This window comes from Maribellus comscasis (assembly GCF_009762775.1).
GTDB lineage: Bacteria > Bacteroidota > Bacteroidia > Bacteroidales > Prolixibacteraceae > Draconibacterium > Draconibacterium comscasis.
The window spans coordinates 7793584-7811310 of the sequence record NZ_CP046401.1; the positions used below are offsets into that span (position 1 = coordinate 7793584).

The window sequence follows — 17727 nt, forward strand, 5'->3', positions numbered from 1 at the left end:
TGATTTTGAATTAAAGAGAGAACCAGTAACTCAGTTTTATCATAAAAGCATTTTGAGCAGCCACTTTTGAAATTCCTTTTAAACTGTTGCCAATTGAAGGATTGTATACATTCTCGTAACGGGACCTGTTATTTGTCCAGACAAAATAAAATGTTGAACCGGTTTTGTATTCCCACCGTAAAACCAGATTGGAATTAAATTCCTGAAAATTAAAATCCTGATTATCCTCGGTAAGATTTAAAACCAAATTTGAATTTTCGTCTAGCAGTAAACGCTCATCTCCTTCTTCAATATTTAAGAAGGTATACCTGTTGTTTAAATCTTTCGATTTGGAATCAGTGACTTTTCTATAGTCAAGAAATTTTCCGGTAGATGCATAAGGGCTGCCGTAATATTGAAGCGATAATTCAGGTGTAACAAACAGTTCGGCGCGTAAGGTTGTATACAACGTTTTTCGATCCAGTTTTCCTACAATGTATTCCTCTTTATCCGCTATTTCTTTTTGCATTATATACTGACTGTTGTCAACTTCGTTGCTATATGTTGTCCGCGCTGTAACAGTAAAGCGGTTACTAATTAACCATTGAATATAAAACTGAGAATAATTTCCCTGGGTTATTTTATCATCAAAACGTGTCCAATATCCGCTGAATCCTAAAATAACGTCTTTCCCCGGATCGGTTTGTAAATTAATCCGCCCCCTTGTTTTATTGTCAATTCTTAGCGAAGGGCCACCTCTCAATTGTCGGGTATCGATTGTATTAAATTCGCGATCAAAAATCAGATCGAGCCGCCAGCGGTTTTTGAATTGAATACGTGAGTTTATATTTAACTCATCTCCAATATTTTCACCGCCGTAACTCCAATGATGCACCTGTTCGGCACCAATGTAGTAACTTCGAAGAATTCCCTTAGGTTTGTTTATCCAATATAAAAAATCGAGATTCTGATCGATGTAATCTGCTTGTCTTAAATATCCCAAATCATTTAATTCAACTCCGGGAGACCGCCAGTCAAAACCGCCGGTCAGCCGAATCTTACCGCTTCTTTTTCCTCCACTAATTTCGCCTCCCCAACCTTCCAAAGCAGTCAACTCCTGGTCATATTCCAGATGATCAGCATCAGGTCTTTGGAAATAGTGTCTGGAATTTTTTTGCAAACTCGATATTGCATTGGTACTTCCATTAACCTGTGAATAAAAGCTCTTAAGATTCACAAAATATTTCCGGTTTTTCCAGTTGTGCTCAAAATCAACTCCACCGACAGTCGAGTTATCAGCCAAAAAATCAAGATGATCATCTTTTATATTTCTAATGGTTGAAGTTACCAATCCGCCCAGCACAGTGTTTCCTTTATTAAAATCCTTTTTAACCCGACCAATGAAATAATTAGTAAACGGCTCAACGGCTTCTTTTGAACTTCCATTATTGGAGTAAAGTGTTGCCTGTTCGTTTGCCGTCATACTATTAATAATACCCAGTGAAAGCCCCTTTTTGTTTTTTCCCGTAAGCTTCAGGGCGTTTATAATTGAAGTATTATCCGGAACTGAAATTGAATTAACACCATCAGTATATTCTGGCTCATAGCTTGGCGCATGTCCTATTCGTCTTGAATAAAAAAGCAAATCAGAGCCCGCTCCATATTCCAGAATATTGTTTCCTTCCAGAAAAAAAGGTCGTTTTTCATCATAAAAAACTTCATACGAAGTTAAATTCAAAACTGAGGGATCTGCTTCAACCTGCCCAAAATCCGGGTTAACGGTATAATCGAGGGTAAAGTCGGAAGTAACTGCAATTTTCCCGTCCAGACCACCGCCAAATTTGAATTTGTCATGAGCATCAGAAATGTATTTTGATTTTACATAGGGCAAAACCTCAAAATTCCGTTTAAAAGGGATATCTTTTATTCCTCTCAATTCTCCAAATATATATACCATGGCTGGTGCATCAACAGGAATTAATTTCCACTGATCTTCCTCACTCAACCTGTGTATCCACCGCCAGATATGCATTCCCCAAACATGTTCTTCTTTGTTTGCAAAACGCAGCTGCGTAAAAGGTACCCTCATTTCAGCATACCAGGCTGAGTCTCCAACCGAGGACTTTCCATCCCAAACGGCATCCCAGTTAAAATCCCAGCCATATTCCCCCAAATGCATTAGATCCACTTTTTGGCCTGCAGCAGTTACATTAAACTCAAAGGCCGTTTGTTTATCGTTGTAGGAGTCAAGCGCTATTCCTGCCATATCACCATTATTTTCATCACGACGGCCCAAAATCGGACTTATCTTATCCGGTTCATCGTCATGACAAACAATTGCAAAATACAAATAGGTGTCATCATAAAGTATTTTTATTTCAGTTTGCTGAGAGGGAGCGTTTGCCTGATGTGGTTGCTGCTGAATAAATCCTCCATCCCACTTCCCGACTACTTTCCAGCATTCGTCATCCAGCTTACCGTCAACTTTGGGTTTTAGTTTAGTTCGTGTTGCATAATATACCCTTTTAATGCTTGCATGATGATTCACCAATGAATCATCGGAAAGTGTATAATTAAAATCCTGAGATTCAGCTACCAGAGATTCAGATAAAAAAGATATACTAAAAAAAAGTATTAAGAGGTAATTCCTATACATAACGCATATTTAAATAAGTGGCCTAAAATTAGTTGTTTGCGAAAATACAAAACTTTTTTCTAAGAAAATCTATTTCAACCTTAGAACAAGTTCTTTTGTTTTTCGAATTTAATGGTCGCGATTAACCATCCTATATCTCAAATTTACATTTATTAACACATTTTGATTTGTAGATTAAACCACAAAAGGTAATTTCAAATGGTTTTCTGAACTAAACAATTTTGGATTTGTACAGTTATACTTGATTGTATTTATAAAACAGATAATTTTTATCGATTTATAAAATCAAAATGAGTCAAATAAATAAAATTTTAGTTGCAAATCGTGGCGAGATTGCAATTCGTGTAATGCGCACCTGCCGGGAGTTAGACATAGAAACTGTAGCTGTTTACTCTGAAGCGGATCGCACTTCACTTCATGTAAGGTATGCACACGAAGCCTATCTCATAGGAAAAGCGCCTTCAAACGAAAGTTATTTAAACATTGAAAAAATATTAGAGGTTGCCAAAAACTGCGGAGCCGATGCCATTCATCCAGGTTATGGTTTTCTTTCTGAAAATGCAAAATTTGCACAACGGTGTTTTGAAGAAGGCATCATCTTTATCGGCCCAAATCCGGACGTAATTGTAAAAATGGGTGACAAAATACAAGCCCGTGAAGTTATGAGCAAAGCCGGCATTCCGGTTGTTCCCGGTACCGATGGTGCGATTACAAGCGAGGAAGAAGCGCTTTCCATTATAAAAGAAATTGGCGTACCTGTAATGATAAAAGCTTCTGCCGGAGGTGGTGGAAAGGGAATGCGGCTGGTAAAAAATGAATCGGAAGTTGTTTCAGCTGTTCGTGCTGCCCGCTCAGAGGCAAAATCATCGTTTGGCGACGATTCCGTTTATATTGAAAAATATATTACATCGCCGCATCACATCGAATTTCAAATATTGGCCGACCAGCATGGAAATGCCGTTCATCTTTTTGAAAGAGAGTGTTCTGTTCAGCGAAGACATCAAAAAATGATTGAGGAAACTCCTTCACCGCTGATGACGGAAGAATTACGTGAAACGATGGGAAAAGCAGCTGTTGAAGCGGCCAAGGCGGTTAAATATACAGGGGCAGGTACTATCGAATTTTTAGTGGATAACGACCTGAACTACTATTTCCTTGAAATGAATACAAGGCTTCAGGTTGAACATCCAATAACTGAAAGAGTCACCGGAGTTGATTTGGTAAAACAGCAAATAAAAATCGCTGAAGGACAGAAATTGGAGTTTACACAAGATGACCTTATCCAAAAAGGGCATGCTATTGAGTGCCGGATTTATGCTGAAGATTCCGACAATAATTTTATGCCCAGTGCCGGAAAAATCTATAAAATTTCAGAACCTCTCGGGTTAGGTGTCAGAACCGATGGCTATGTATACGAAGGTTATGAGATTCCTATTTTTTACGATTCAATGATCTCTAAACTTATCGTTTGGGGAAAAACACGGGATGAAGCAATTCGCAGAATGCGGCGCGCACTCTATGAATACAAAATTACCGGGGTTAAAACATCCATAAAGTTTCTGGAGAGAATAATGAATAATAAAAATTTCATTGATGGAAACTACGACACACATTTTATTGAAAAAAACCAGGAACAGCTACTGAATAACGATTTGTGTGAAGACTGTGACGACATGGTAATTATCGCCGCATTTATTGATTATCTTGATAAACTGGGAAATTCAGAAAAAAACCAAAAGGAATTTACCGCTGCACAAAGCAGATGGAAGAAAATCCAGTTTATTAATCATTTCTAAAAAATTAGTTATGCCAGTTGAAATAAAACTAGACAACAGAGTTGCATGGGTAAATCTGTTAAATCAAAATGGAAATCTTCTTGAAGTTGAGGTTGACGGAAAGATCTACAAGGTAGATTTAATGCATACAGCCGACGGAACCTTTTCAATTTTGGAAGGAGGACATTCCTATAACATTGAGCTCGTGCCTCATGAACAACCCAAAAAATACACTGCTTACACGCTTTACAAAGAATTTGAGCTTGAAGTTATTGATGCCGAAGCTCGTTACCTCTTAAACAGGGGAGCCAACGGGTTTGGCTCAAACGAAAATACAATTTCATCGCCAATGCCGGGAAAAGTAGTTCAGATACTGGTTAACGAAGGTGATGAAATAAAAGAAGGCGAGAATGCGATTATCATTTCTGCCATGAAAATGGAAAGCGAATACAAATCGCCCCGCGACGGGAAGGTAAAAAAGATAAATGTCAAAGCGGGAGATACAATCGAAGGAAATCAGATTTTAATTGAACTGGAATAAAACCTAAAAATATATGGATTTAAAAGACAAGTATAACCAGCTCGAAGAATTGAATAAAAAAGCCGAGTTGGGTGGAGGAATTGAACGTATCGAAAAACAACATACTGCCGGAAAAAAATCGGCTCGTGAAAGGATTTTGCAATTACTCGACCCCGGTACTTTTAACGAAATAGACAAATTGGTTACCCACCGTAGTTATGACTTTGGAATGGAAACCAAAAAGATACTTGGAGATGGTTTAATTTCGGGATACGGAAAAATAAATGGCAGGCTTGTTTATGTTTTTGCCCAGGACTTTACAGTATTTGGTGGTTCATTGAGCCGGGCAAATGCCGACAAGATTGTCAAAATTCAGGAATTGGCACTTAAAATGGGAGCACCTGTTATTGGTTTAAACGATTCAGGTGGAGCCAGAATTCAGGAAGGAGTGGAAAGTCTTGCTGGCTATGCCGATATTTTCTATAACAACGTTGTAGCATCGGGAGTTATTCCGCAAATTTCAGCTATTTTAGGTCCTTGTGCCGGTGGAGCAGTTTACTCTCCTGCCCTTACTGATTTTATTTTCATGGTGAATGAAAAAAGCCACATGTTTGTTACCGGACCAGATGTAATTAAAACTGTTACACACGAAGAAGTTAGCAAAGAAGAACTGGGTGGAGCCTCAACACATAATACAAAAAGCGGCGTTGCTCATTTTAATGGAGCTGATGAAGACCAGACTTTAATGATGATAAGGGAACTACTTAGTTTTCTTCCCTCAAATAACCTGGAAGATCCTCCCGTAAAAACAACAATCGATCCTTCTGACCGTGTGGAAGAAAGTTTGCAGGATCTGGTACCGGCTGACCCCAACAAACCTTACGACATGCACGAGATTATTCAAAAAGTAATCGACAACAAACACTTTTTGGAAGTCCAGGCACAATACGCAAAAAATATAGTTGTAGGATTTGCCCGCTTTGGAGGCAAGCCCGTTGGGATTGTTGCAAACCAACCGGCTCACCTGGCGGGAGTACTTGACATAAATTCGTCGGTAAAAGCTGCTCGGTTTGTTCGTTTCTGCGATGCCTTCAATTTACCCTTGGTAACTTTTGTTGATGTCCCGGGATTTTTGCCCGGAACCGGCCAGGAATTTGGCGGTATCATTAAACACGGGGCAAAACTTCTATATGCTTTTTCTGAAGCAACGGTTCCAAAAATTACGATTATTACGCGAAAAGCTTATGGCGGAGCGTATGATGTAATGTCAAGCAAGCACATTGGTGCTGATGTAAATTTTGCTTATCCTACAGCTGAAATTGCTGTTATGGGCCCCGAAGGAGCAATAAATATTATTCATCGGAATAAACTAAACGACGATGAAAAAGTAAACGCGGTGCAGGAATACCGGGAAAAATTTGCCAATCCATACAAGGCTGCATCACTGGGTTATGTTGATGAAATCATTAATCCCAGGGACACCCGTAAAAAAATTATTGATGCGCTGGATATGACTCAAAACAAACGAAAGTCAAATCCACCCAAAAAGCATGGAAATATTCCGTTATAAATCAGAATTATATTAAAGTATTGGGCAAAAAGGCGTACAATTGTACGTCTTTTTATTTTTAAATACATTTCTCTTTTAAAAAGAACCGAAAGTATTTGATAAATAACATATTATTTCTATTTTTGCGCGTCCAAAAAATTGGATATTTAATATTAATTAAAAATTAGATGTTTATGTTGAATCAGTATGAAACCGTTTTCATTTGTACTCCCGTTTTATCTGAGCCACAGGTAAAGGAAGCGGTAAAAAAATTCAAGGAACTCATCGCTGAAAATGGAGGCGAGATGATCCATGAAGAAGATTGGGGAATGAAAAAACTGGCTTACCCAATCCAGAAAAAATCGACAGGCTTTTATCATTTATTTGAATTTAAAGCTGATCCTTCTTTTATTTCAAAGTATGAAACTGAATTCCGTCGCGACGAAAGAGTAATCAGGTTTATGACCGTTAAACTCGATAAGTACGCAATTGAATACAGCAATAAAAGAAAAAAATTACAAAAAGCTAAAACAGAACAGGAGGGATAAAAATGGCACAGAATTCAAGTGAAATCAGATATCTGACTCCACCGTCAGTTGAAATCAAAAAGAAAAAATATTGCCGTTTTAAAAAGAACGGAATTAAATACGTGGATTACAAAGACCCGGAATTCCTGAAAAAATTCTTAAATGAACAAGGTAAAATTTTACCTCGCCGAATTACCGGGACATCGTTAAAATATCAGCGTAAAGTTGGTCAGGCTATCAAACGTGCCCGCCAAATTGCTTTATTGCCATTTGTAACCGACATGTTAAAATAGTAAGGAGGACACGAAATGGAAATTATATTAACACAAGACGTTGAACGTTTAGGAAGTAAAGACGACATTGTATCTGTAAAAGATGGTTTTGCACGTAACTTCCTTATTCCGCAAAAAATGGCGATTGCCGCTACGGAAACTGCAAAAAAAGTTTTGGCGGAAAACATAAAACAACGTGCGCACAAAGAAGCAAAACTAAAAGACGCTGCAGCTGAGATCGCAGAAAAAATTGCAAACAAAAAGATTACCATTGGAGCAAAAACCAGCTCATCAGGCAAAATTTTTGGTTCAGTTAATACCATCCAGTTGGCAGAAGCTATCAACAAAAAAGGTTTTGAAATTGAACGCAAACAAATTATTCTTCCTGAGGATAGCATAAAAGAAGTTGGTACTTACACAGCAAAAATTAAGTTACATAAAGAAGTTGTTGTAAGTATTGAGTTCGAAGTTGTGGCTGAATAAAATCAGAATAATTCAAGATATACAAAAAAGGGTTCCTGAGTCAGGAACCCTTTTTTATTTTCGGCTATTCTGTTTCTCCCTCTTCATTTTCTGTATTTTGTCCTTCCCCAAGTCCTTTAGAGACTTTTATCCTATGCGGAAACCCTACACAAGGGTATTTTAACCTTTCCGCTTTTGTGGAATATTCGTACAATGCGTGTCTTTTTAGTAAAAATTGTTCGAAGGATAGACATAAAAAAACCTTTAGGGTTTTGGAAACCCTAAAGGTTAATAAATCAAGGTAAAAGTACTATCGCTTTACTACTAATTTCCCGGTTAAAATTTCATCTTTGTATGTTATGCGCACCATATACACCCCGTCTTTCCAGCCCGAAGTATTGAGTTTGTATTCTTTTCCCTTTATTTTGGTTTTGGCCCCTTTTAACGTTTGGCTGTTATTATATATTTCCAGTTCCCATTCTTCGGTAATAAGTTCTTTTTCATCTGAAGATTCAATGGCTAATGTTACTTCACCTATGGAAGGGTTAGGCGAAATGGACAGACTTCTTGAATCATAAGCATTTATAAACGTACCAACATATGCCCCGTTCCACATGTATTTTCAGCATAAACAACCAACTGATAATTTCCGGAATTATAAAAAGCAATATCCAGTGTATGGCCATAGTTGTGCAATGAATTCCCATTTAAAGGGTTTAATGTCCAGTGATAATCACTATCGCTATATGTCATCAAAGAATTATATGGCTCTGTATTATAAGTCGCCCACTGATTATTCGGTGTGCTGGTTGGTCCTGAAATATATGAAATTACAGGCACGCCAGACCAGACACTCTTCTGAACGTCAGGAAACATATCTTGTGCACAACCTGTAGATACGCTTGCTTTTATCCATCCGCTTCCATTTCCGGTAGAATAGAAAGTACACGGATTTATATGAGGATTAGGAATATTGATGTTTGAGCTGGATGTCCAGGTAACAGTATTGCCGGCAGAGACATTATTCAGCGTGAAACTGGTACCTCCTGAACAAACCTTTGTTGTTGACTCTAATATAGTCGGTCCGGTTGGCTGAGCGGTCACCGAAAGTTCCTTTATTCCTTTAACTGTTGTATTGGAGTATGGGCTGGTTATTTCTACTTTAACCTTGCCTTTTGCAACGCCTGGCGTTGTGTTTAAACCAGTAACTTCCCCTGTATAAGTATTTCCCGATGCACAGACGTAACTATTGATATCTGCCCAGTTATAGGTTGCATTATTTATGTCAAGAGTAGTGACATCCGTTGCACATCCTTTGGCAACACTAGTTGGTAAACTATCAATAATGAGCTCATAGTATTCCAAATTAGTGGTGTATTCTCCAAATTCACATTCATAAGGATTATGTCGAACTAGCGGTCCAGATCCCCATTTAGAAATTACTTTAGATGTATTAATAGAATCAACAATCCCAGAATGAGAAGCTCCATAGTAATTTACTTTACCGTATTTCACAGGGCTATTTACCCTTTTATATGTTGCTCTTCCTCCATTAATTCCGTCCGTGTAATACTTTGCGGCATCATAATCACTTAGTATTCTCACAGTATCCCCACCATCTGACAAATGCCACGCATAACCATGACAATTATAAGTATTAGTACAAGAACCAATAATTTCTGCAGAATACCATTCATATGGAATAATAATAGAATCCACCCATAATGTATCTGCAGCTAATCGTATAGGAAGAGAAAATGTTTCTGGGAAATGTTCAACATTTACAGAATCTCCTGTTGGAGTGTATCGAATACTGCTTTGGCCAAAAGACCAAGAATAAATTATCATAAATAATATAGAAAATAAAATATGTTTCATTCTGATTTTGTTTTTAATTCGTTTATAAATTCAGTTGTCAAATTAAAAATTGAGGATTGAGCTTTTGCACCATCTTCCACATTTATAAAGAGGTTGCCATACTCCACCAAATTTTTTATAAGTATGCTTTGTTCCATACTATCCAGCAACGGTTGATACCCGTAAAAATACATCACCCGGCTCATGGCAAATGTGGGGCCTTCGATTGCAAACCATCCGATATCTCCTTTTCGAACTTCCTGTTTTATAAATAATTCGTCTAGCAGTGTTAATCGTTGTTCATCGGTAATATGTTTTAAATAAGCTTCCTGGGCCAGAAAGGTTTCGAGGCAATAAGTATAATATTTATAACCTCCAAAATGATATGGATCTAATTCCATATTATAGTTTACAGTATCAATCGATACATATTTGGCAATCAGGTACCCCACAGCATCAGTCCTTCCTTCAAGCTCAACAAACCATGAATATTTCTTTCTACACAAATCATACCCTTGTTGTAAACTGCTCGTGCCCGTCAGCATAATTATACTGGGAAAATTATACGAACCGGCTTCTACCAAATCTTCTGTACTCATACATGGCCAGAACTTATGAGGAATCTTCCCGGGCAAAGTATCGTTGTAAAAGCCCGTTGCATAAAATTCGCAGGAATCCAGCTCCGGTTCAGGTTCCGAGTCTAACAAGGGAGTATCGTTATTACATGAGATTATCGAAACAATCAAAAACAAAACTATTATATATGGTCTCATAACATTATTTTATAAATAATTCGATAGCTGTACAATGTATTCGGTCGAGTAATTCCTTATTGGCAGAGTTCCCCCTTTTGTTAAAAGTCGTTATTTCCGAAAAGTTACTGACCAGTGAACCGTATTCATCATATTTTTAAAATTCAAGAGTTCTGGACAAAATCAAACAAAGGTGGCAATTCCGTAATACGAATATTTGTCAAAAGCCTCCGACTTTGTTTATAAACAGAAGACACTTTTCGTACTAAAGGTACTAAATTCTCATCTTCCATATTTTCCAAAACATTTGTTTGAGACAATAACATTTCTATATAAGTAAATTCAAAACAAATCATACCTTGTTTTACCAGAGTTTTATATTGGTAAATATCCTCAGGCATCATTTTCTCATATATCTTTAATAGTTCTATTCCTGCATCTTTTCTGTTTTCCAATTCTCTAAATCCATTAAATACGGATTTTAAATAATCATAACCGGCCTGATTGTTATCGCGACTGGTAATTAAAATCCACCAGGGATAAGCGAGGCAGGTTTTAACCAGATTTCCGGTTGTCATTTCCGTTAAAATATCGCCCGAAATATTAAAGGCGTTAAGTCTTTCTGAGAACGAATTGAGCTGATTCCATTCTTCTGTCCCCGGATGAACCGGATAATTCCATGTTACTTCTTCTGTTTGTGCAAATGAAATAAATGGAACAAAAAAATTAAAGTAATAAATTTAAAATTCATAATTTTTTTGTTTAGTAATTGTTGGTTTTAATTAAAACTTAGGCTATAAAAAATTAGTGAAGCTTTTCTTCATATTCTGGGCAACCATGGTTACCGGGCGTGAGAGCGATAAAGAACGGGGCTGTTTGGAAGAACAGGCATTTCGGCCTCGTTGCAGCCAGGAAATGTTTTAAAAGATTTGGTTTACGGGGCATGTTTCATTTTTAGGTTTTTTTATGGTTACAAATTTCAGATGAGTTTAATTACCAAAAGGTTGTGTTAAGAAGCAGGGCAGGGAATATTCATGCCTTCCGGCGTGTAAATAAAAGTTTTTTGAGTGGCGGGTCCCAGTTTTTTAGTTTTATAAGTTTGTGAATTTCAGGTTCGTTTTTGTAAGTACATTCCACAAAATCCGGAAAAGTAACCTGGTAAACAATATGTTTCGTAACACAAAGCTGAAACTTACCTTTCCCAAAGGTTAGGATTTTTTGACATTTACAAACCACGCGAAGAAACCGCGCATGAGCAGAGCCATGCTTTCAGATTTTAAAGAAACTGAAAGATACGTCCGACTTCGAAGCTTTGAAAAATCTTTTGTGTATTTGAACTGTTGAGGTAAATCAAAAAACGAAAACCAATGGAGATTTTTTATTAAAAAAATATATAAGTAATTTATTCTGAGACAACTGCTTTTATTTTACTGCAATAGTTTCAATTTCAATAAGTACATTCAGCGGCAACTCTTTTACCGCAAATGCTGCCCGGGCTGGTTGATTCTCAGTATAAAACTGTCCGTATACCTCATTCATGTCTTTAAAGTCTTCCATATTTGCCAAAAGACAGGTCGATTTCACAACGTCTTTATATGAATATCCGGCAGCTTCCAAAATGGCTCCAATATTCTTTAATACCTGAACTGTTTGTTCCTTAATACCACCATAAGCAACCTTCATTGTTTCAGGGTCTAATGGAATCTGTCCTGAAATATATAGTGTATCCCCCACTTCAACAGCCTGGCTGTATGGCCCAATCGCTTTCGGAGCATTCGAGGTTTCAATAACTTTTTTCATCTTTTGTATTATTAATAATTATCGAAATAACTTCTGTTTTTTGTCAGTTTTAAATCTTTTAACAACGAAGATCTTGCATTAATTGTAAAACTGTAACTCCGTCTCTGACCAAAAGGAATAAAATTAAACACCATTTGCCAGCAATGCAAATCACGTGTGATATTAAAAGTAGTAAATGAAAACTCCCGGGCCATAATATCAAAATTTGTTGTCATACTCATACGCCACTTTTCCGTGAGGTTTAGGTTTCCCCTGAACCCCAGAGTCTGAGTAACAATATTATCTCCTCCTAAATAACTAGGGCCACGGTAATTAATGCTATAATCAATATTAAAATCCCAGGGCACGTTAAAATCGGCATAATTTGAATAATCACCGGGCAATATATTTTCCTCTTCAATAGCTTCCTTATTGGCCTGAGCCTGCTCTACTCCTTTTTTCGATTTAAATTGCAAACCAAATGAAAGGTTGGCCTGGGTAAATCTTCCGAATTTCGAAAAACCTTTCTTTTCACTCCAGGCGTATTTATTTACTCTTCCATCTTCATCAAGAATATATGGATCGAGCGTTGTTCCTGCATTTACACTAACGCCGGCAATAGTTGTCCTGGCCCGAATAGCTATAGGCGACAGGTTAAACGAATCGGCAACCAGATTGTAGGATGTACTAAAACTTAAATTATCAATCAATTTTACTTTTCTAAACTTCTGCTCTTCATCCGACTTCGTTGTATCTTTCACATCCAGAACCTTCATCTCCAAACTGTTGTTTAAAGAAAAAGAAACAGCACCTGAAGCTCCCTGGCTTGGAGAACCTCCGTAAATTCCACCATAGTTTACATCGTAATATCTTATTGTTCCGGCAGAATCGACTTGAACAGGCTGATAATAACCAAATTTTTCCTGCCCAAAATCGGGAGTATAACTAAAACTAACAGAGGGAGTCATTTTATGCCGGATAGCCTGCACCTTCGAGTCTGGATTTAAGGGCGAAAACATCCCGTAAATATTTGTTGAGGCACTCACGCTGTAAGAATAATCATAAACCCTGTTCAATCCGGTTAATGTATCTATTCTAACTGTATTTGCAAATACGGAAGGATTATCGAAATCGCCGTCGGGAACATAGGTATAGTTCATTTTCTTAAAATACCACTTTTCATTATAGCTAAAACTCGGGCTAAAATTGACATAGTTAAACAAATTAAAACTGGGCAATGAAATTGGAAGGTTGTGCTTTATCCCATTTTTCCAGTCTTTTGTAAAAGATGAACTCATGACCTCCCATTCTTTTGCATTCTGAAGCGCATTTCTGAGATTACCGGAATAATTGACTCCAAACTTCTCATACCACCGTACCGGACCCGCCCGGTTTTTTTTCCTAAAAGGATATACTTTGGCCATACTAAAAGTCATCTCTGGTAATGTGAGAGAAATGGTGGAATCGGTAGAATTTTGCGAGTGCCTCAAGTTTACCGACATATTAAACGGTGTATTTTCAAACTTTTTGGTATATGAAACACTCGACTGTTTTTGCGTACGCAAGTAGGTATCAGCGGTTAACGAATTTTGCTTATCGTATCCGCTGGTCGAAAAATTTACACTGGCTGAAAATGTCTGGTTCGGATTTGCTTTTGCATCCTGCGAATGTCGCCATGAAATAGCAAATTGATTTGATTTGCCATACGTGTCGGTTCCTTTTTCGCCTGTCGTATTTACATTATATTTAAAATCGAAATTTCCGTTAAACTTGTATCGTTTTCTGTAGTTGGTATTTAATTTTCCAGCCCATGAGCCTTTTGAATAAATATCTCCACGCAAGGCCAAATCGAAATATTGCCCGGCAGCCCAATAATAACCACCATCGCGAAGATAAAATCCACGATTGGCTTCCTCCCCGTATGCAGGAACAATAATTCCCGATGAATAAGTTGGTGTGCTTGGAAAATATCCAAAAGGAAGAAAGGGAAAATAAATTGGAAAATCTTCCAAAACCATATATGCGGGTCCCGTTATAATTTTGTTATTGGAAATAACTTTTGCTTTTGAAAGATGCAAATAGAAGTGCGGGTGCTCGGCATCGCAGGTTGTATATTTTCCGTCAGTTGCAAGAAATGCGTCATCCGATATCTTCTTGGTTCGTTCACTGTGAAAATAACCTTCTCCCTGCTCGGTAACAACCTCGGTAATTATTCCTTTTTTCGTTTCGAAATTATATCTCAGGGTTTTCGACTCAAATTCTTCATCTCCATCTTTAAAAACCGGTTTCTGAATAAGAGTTTCAGTTGAATCCAGAAGTCCTTCGGCATAAACCTCTTTGGTTTCCAAATCGAGTTCAATATAATAGGCCGTTAATTCAATTTGCTGATAAGTAACATGAGCATTGTTGTACATAAATACTTTTTGCCCGTCGAAGGATACAATTATAGAATCTTCTGCGTTATAATCAATGGGTGCTTCAATTACAGGAGGTACAATTGAGTCAATCTCAACTGTATCTACAGCTAAAGTATCCTGCACGGGAGTTTCGGAGAAAGTTGTGTCTTGCTGATTTGAATTTATTATACGAACATTTTTATCTGTTTCCTGGCCAAAAACAAATAGTGACAAGAGTATGAAAAGATATGTTAAACCTATTTTGTACAAATTGTTTTCTGAATTAAAACCTTTATTACCCGGCTTGCCGTGCAAAAATAAAAATAAGGGTTATACAAAAGCCCTAATAAATGCAAAATAATTCTAATATTTCTATTTTTGTTACCGAAATGAATTTTGTTATGAAACAAAGCTTATTCATATTTCTTATCATTTTTTCTTATTTGTCGCCGAAGTGCGCTGAAATACAGGGGAAAAACCCTACCCCATCTTTTCAGGATGAATCAAAAGTTTCAATAGTTGTTATTGATGCAGGACATGGAGGAAAAGATCCGGGGGCAGTTGTAGGTACAGCCCGCGAAAAAGATATTGTTTTGGATATCTCATTAAAACTCGGAGCCTATATCAAAGGCAGTTTCCCTGGTACCAAAGTAATTTATACGCGAGATAAAGACATTTTTGTTCCATTGTACCGGCGTGCCGAAATTGCAAACCGGAGCGATGCCGACCTGTTTATCTCCATCCATGCCAACTATGTATCAGCAAGGTCGGTCCAGGGAGCCGAAACTTTTGTTCTCGGACAACACCGAAGTGAGGATAACCTGGAGGTAGCAAAAAAGGAAAATTCGGTGATTTTACTCGAAGACAACTATTCAACCACTTACGAAGACTTTGATCCCAACTCTTCAGAATCCTACATTATGTTTGAAATGATTCAGGATGAATACCTTGAACAGAGCGTTATGCTGGCATCTGTTATCCAGGATCAATTTCGCGAAGTAGCCAAAAGATATGACAGAAGTGTTAAACAAGCCGGTTTTTTGGTTTTAAGAGAAACTACAATGCCAAGCGTTCTTGTCGAAGCTGGTTTTCTAAGCCATCAATCGGAAAGAAATTACCTTTTAAGTGAATCAGGACGTGACAATATTGCAAACTCAATTTTTAAAGCTTTTAAAGAATACAAACGACGAATAGAGGAAAAAAGTAGCTTCAATCTGGTTACCAACCCGGAAGAAAAACCAGTGGTTCACAACGAAAAGAAAGAAAATTCAAATACGGCTTCGAACTCCTATTATTCGGTTCAGGTTGCAGCGACGAGAAGATCTCTCGATACAAAACCTTCAAACTTTAATGGTGAGAAAAATATTTTTAAAATAAACACCGGAAAAATTCACAAATATTACTCAGGAAAATTTGAATCATACGACGACGCGGTAGCGGAGAGAAAAAGGCTGCAAGGCAAATTCAAAGATGCATTTATAGTGGTTTTTGAAGACGATAAGTTGGTTTCCGTTAAAAAGATTCAGTGAAAAATGCAATTCCTGTTCTAAATCCCTAATTTTACATTATCGAAAATTGGTAAGCTGATCAAAAAAAACTAAAATAAAATTTGGAGTGACACATTTTATTGTTGAAAAAATACACGCATGAAAATAAAGATTTCGAAATACGCGCGATTAGGCATTTTAATTGTTACATCGATAACCATATTGATTTGGGGGCTAAGCTACCTGAAGGGGAACGATATATTTAAACAAAACAAATACTACCATGTAATCTACGAACGTATTGACGGACTCGATGTCTCAAACAAAGTTACATTAAACGGATACCAGGTGGGGCAAGTCAAAGAAATTTCATTTACTCCCGACAACAGTGGAAAACTTATAGTAACCTTAATGATAGATGCCGATTTCAGAATTCCTGTAAATTCAGTTGCCCAAATTATTAGCGCCGATATAATGGGAACACGATCGGTTAAATTAGTTCTAAGCAAAGAGACCGAAATTTATTCATCAAATGATACTATTCCGGGTGCTGTTGAAGCTGACTTAAAAGAACAGGTTAGCATGCAGGTACTTCCGATTAAAAATAAAGCAGAAGAGTTGCTTGGCACCCTTGATTCGGCAATAACAGTGCTAACAGTGATTTTTAACGAAGATGCCAGGCAAAATCTTTCTGAAAGTTTTGAGAACATCAACCAAACCATCGAAAATCTTGAAAAAACCACAGCCGATTTAAATGAAATTGTTTCCACTGAAAAAGGAAGTATTCAAAGGATAATTGTAAATGTCGATGAAGTTACAACGGCATTTAAAGAAAATACGGGAGAACTTGAAAAAACAATCCAAAACCTGTCCGCATTTAGCGATACGCTCGCACAGGTTTCCGTTTCTCCTGTTTTAACCAACCTGCAAAATGCTTCAAACCAACTTTTAGCCACTATCGAAAAATTAAACAGCGACGATAATTCCGCCGGACTTTTACTAAACGACGATGAACTTTATTATTCCATAAACACCCTCTCCGAAGACTTGAGTTCACTGATCAGTGATATTCAAGCCAACCCAAAAAGATATCTTCACTTTTCTGCGCTGGATTTAGGCAAAGAAGTGTATATTACCGCAGCCGGAGATGCTGCGTCAAAAAATATTATTTTTAAAGTACACCTGATATCAACTGAAAATCAGATTCCGTTAAATTCAAAAATATTTGACGGACTGGAAACCGAGGTCGAGGAATATTCAACAAGTGGTGCTTATTCTTACCTCACAGGTGCAACCAATTCTTACAATGAAATCATCGGGTTACAAAAAAAAGTAAAGAAAAATTTTCCGGATGCAACTGTTGTTGCATTTAAAAACGGACGGTTAATAAAATTAAAAAAAGCACTAAAATCATTACAGTAATAAACCAATTAGTGTTGATATAAATTGTTATGACAACAAAAACCCAACTACTACCAACCAGATATACTATTAACTATCAACACATTACACACAAACAACTCACTTACAACAACTTAGATAAGTCTGAAAATAATCAAATTTTAAACCACTGATAGAGAAAACAATATAGTAATCACGAAAAAATCAATAGCAATTTCATTTTTTTTTTAACTTTTTTTTCGCAAATTTTGTTTTCGGGAATACTGAGAATTATAAAGAATTATTTTGTAGAACCTCATTAACTTGCGTTTTTAA

15 protein-coding genes are annotated in these 17727 nt (G+C 37.1%); 8 read left to right on the forward strand and 7 right to left on the reverse strand.

Annotated elements, in window-relative coordinates; translation table 11 throughout:
* Positions 1-10 precede the first annotated feature (10 nt).
* Complete coding sequence (locus GM418_RS31345; protein ID WP_158872355.1) at positions 11-2635, reverse strand: DUF5916 domain-containing protein; 2625 nt, start codon at positions 2633-2635, stop codon at positions 11-13.
* 290 nt (positions 2636-2925) lie between these two features.
* Between GM418_RS31345 and accC the strand changes: the two genes are divergently transcribed.
* The 6 genes from accC (at position 2926) to rplI (ending at position 7761) form a co-directional block, all read left to right on the forward strand.
* Positions 2926-4431: an acetyl-CoA carboxylase biotin carboxylase subunit gene (gene accC, locus GM418_RS31350; RefSeq protein WP_158872357.1), complete on the forward strand. Its 1506-nt coding sequence runs from the start codon at positions 2926-2928 to the stop codon at positions 4429-4431.
* Between the two features lie 10 nt (positions 4432-4441).
* The gene (locus GM418_RS31355; RefSeq protein WP_158872359.1) at positions 4442-4951 is read left to right on the forward strand and encodes a biotin/lipoyl-containing protein; all 510 of its coding nucleotides are present in this window, start codon (positions 4442-4444) and stop codon (positions 4949-4951) included.
* A 13-nt stretch (positions 4952-4964) separates the two neighbouring features.
* Positions 4965-6500 (forward strand): acyl-CoA carboxylase subunit beta, encoded by a 1536-nt coding sequence (locus tag GM418_RS31360; RefSeq protein ID WP_158872361.1) that lies wholly within the window; start codon positions 4965-4967, stop codon positions 6498-6500.
* A 173-nt stretch (positions 6501-6673) separates the two neighbouring features.
* Positions 6674-7027, forward strand: a complete 354-nt coding sequence (rpsF, locus tag GM418_RS31365; protein WP_158872363.1) for a 30S ribosomal protein S6 — start codon at positions 6674-6676, stop codon at positions 7025-7027.
* Between the two features lie 2 nt (positions 7028-7029).
* Positions 7030-7299, forward strand: coding sequence for a 30S ribosomal protein S18 (gene rpsR / locus GM418_RS31370; protein ID WP_158872365.1), 270 nt, complete (start codon positions 7030-7032; stop codon positions 7297-7299).
* Positions 7300-7314: 15 nt separating this feature from the next.
* Positions 7315-7761, forward strand: coding sequence for a 50S ribosomal protein L9 (gene rplI, locus GM418_RS31375; protein WP_158872367.1), 447 nt, complete (start codon positions 7315-7317; stop codon positions 7759-7761).
* Between the two features lie 289 nt (positions 7762-8050).
* Here rplI and GM418_RS31380 read toward each other — a convergent pair whose 3' ends face one another.
* The 6 genes from GM418_RS31380 to GM418_RS31405 form a co-directional block, all read right to left on the reverse strand.
* Positions 8051-8356: a T9SS type A sorting domain-containing protein gene (locus GM418_RS31380; RefSeq protein ID WP_158872369.1), complete on the reverse strand. Its 306-nt coding sequence runs from the start codon at positions 8354-8356 to the stop codon at positions 8051-8053.
* Entirely contained in the window at positions 8323-9618 is a 1296-nt protein-coding gene (locus GM418_RS31385; protein ID WP_158872371.1) for a hypothetical protein, read from the reverse strand. The genes GM418_RS31380 and GM418_RS31385 overlap by 34 nt, the downstream gene beginning before the upstream one ends.
* Positions 9615-10370, reverse strand: coding sequence for a hypothetical protein (locus GM418_RS31390; RefSeq protein ID WP_158872372.1), 756 nt, complete (start codon positions 10368-10370; stop codon positions 9615-9617). Before GM418_RS31390 ends, GM418_RS31385 begins: the two co-directional genes overlap by 4 nt.
* Positions 10371-10513: 143 nt before the next feature.
* Complete coding sequence (locus GM418_RS31395) at positions 10514-10927, reverse strand: hypothetical protein (RefSeq protein ID WP_158872374.1); 414 nt, start codon at positions 10925-10927, stop codon at positions 10514-10516.
* Between the two features lie 844 nt (positions 10928-11771).
* Positions 11772-12149 (reverse strand): RidA family protein, encoded by a 378-nt coding sequence (locus GM418_RS31400; RefSeq protein ID WP_158872376.1) that lies wholly within the window; start codon positions 12147-12149, stop codon positions 11772-11774.
* Between the two features lie 11 nt (positions 12150-12160).
* Positions 12161-14758, reverse strand: coding sequence for a putative LPS assembly protein LptD (locus GM418_RS31405; protein WP_158872378.1), 2598 nt, complete (start codon positions 14756-14758; stop codon positions 12161-12163).
* 167 nt (positions 14759-14925) lie between these two features.
* Here GM418_RS31405 and GM418_RS31410 point away from each other — a divergent pair, with 167 nt between their 5' ends.
* Complete coding sequence (locus GM418_RS31410) at positions 14926-16053, forward strand: N-acetylmuramoyl-L-alanine amidase family protein (protein WP_217447662.1); 1128 nt, start codon at positions 14926-14928, stop codon at positions 16051-16053.
* Positions 16054-16170: 117 nt separating this feature from the next.
* Complete coding sequence (locus GM418_RS31415; RefSeq protein WP_158872382.1) at positions 16171-17433, forward strand: MlaD family protein; 1263 nt, start codon at positions 16171-16173, stop codon at positions 17431-17433.
* Positions 17434-17727: the final 294 nt, after the last annotated feature.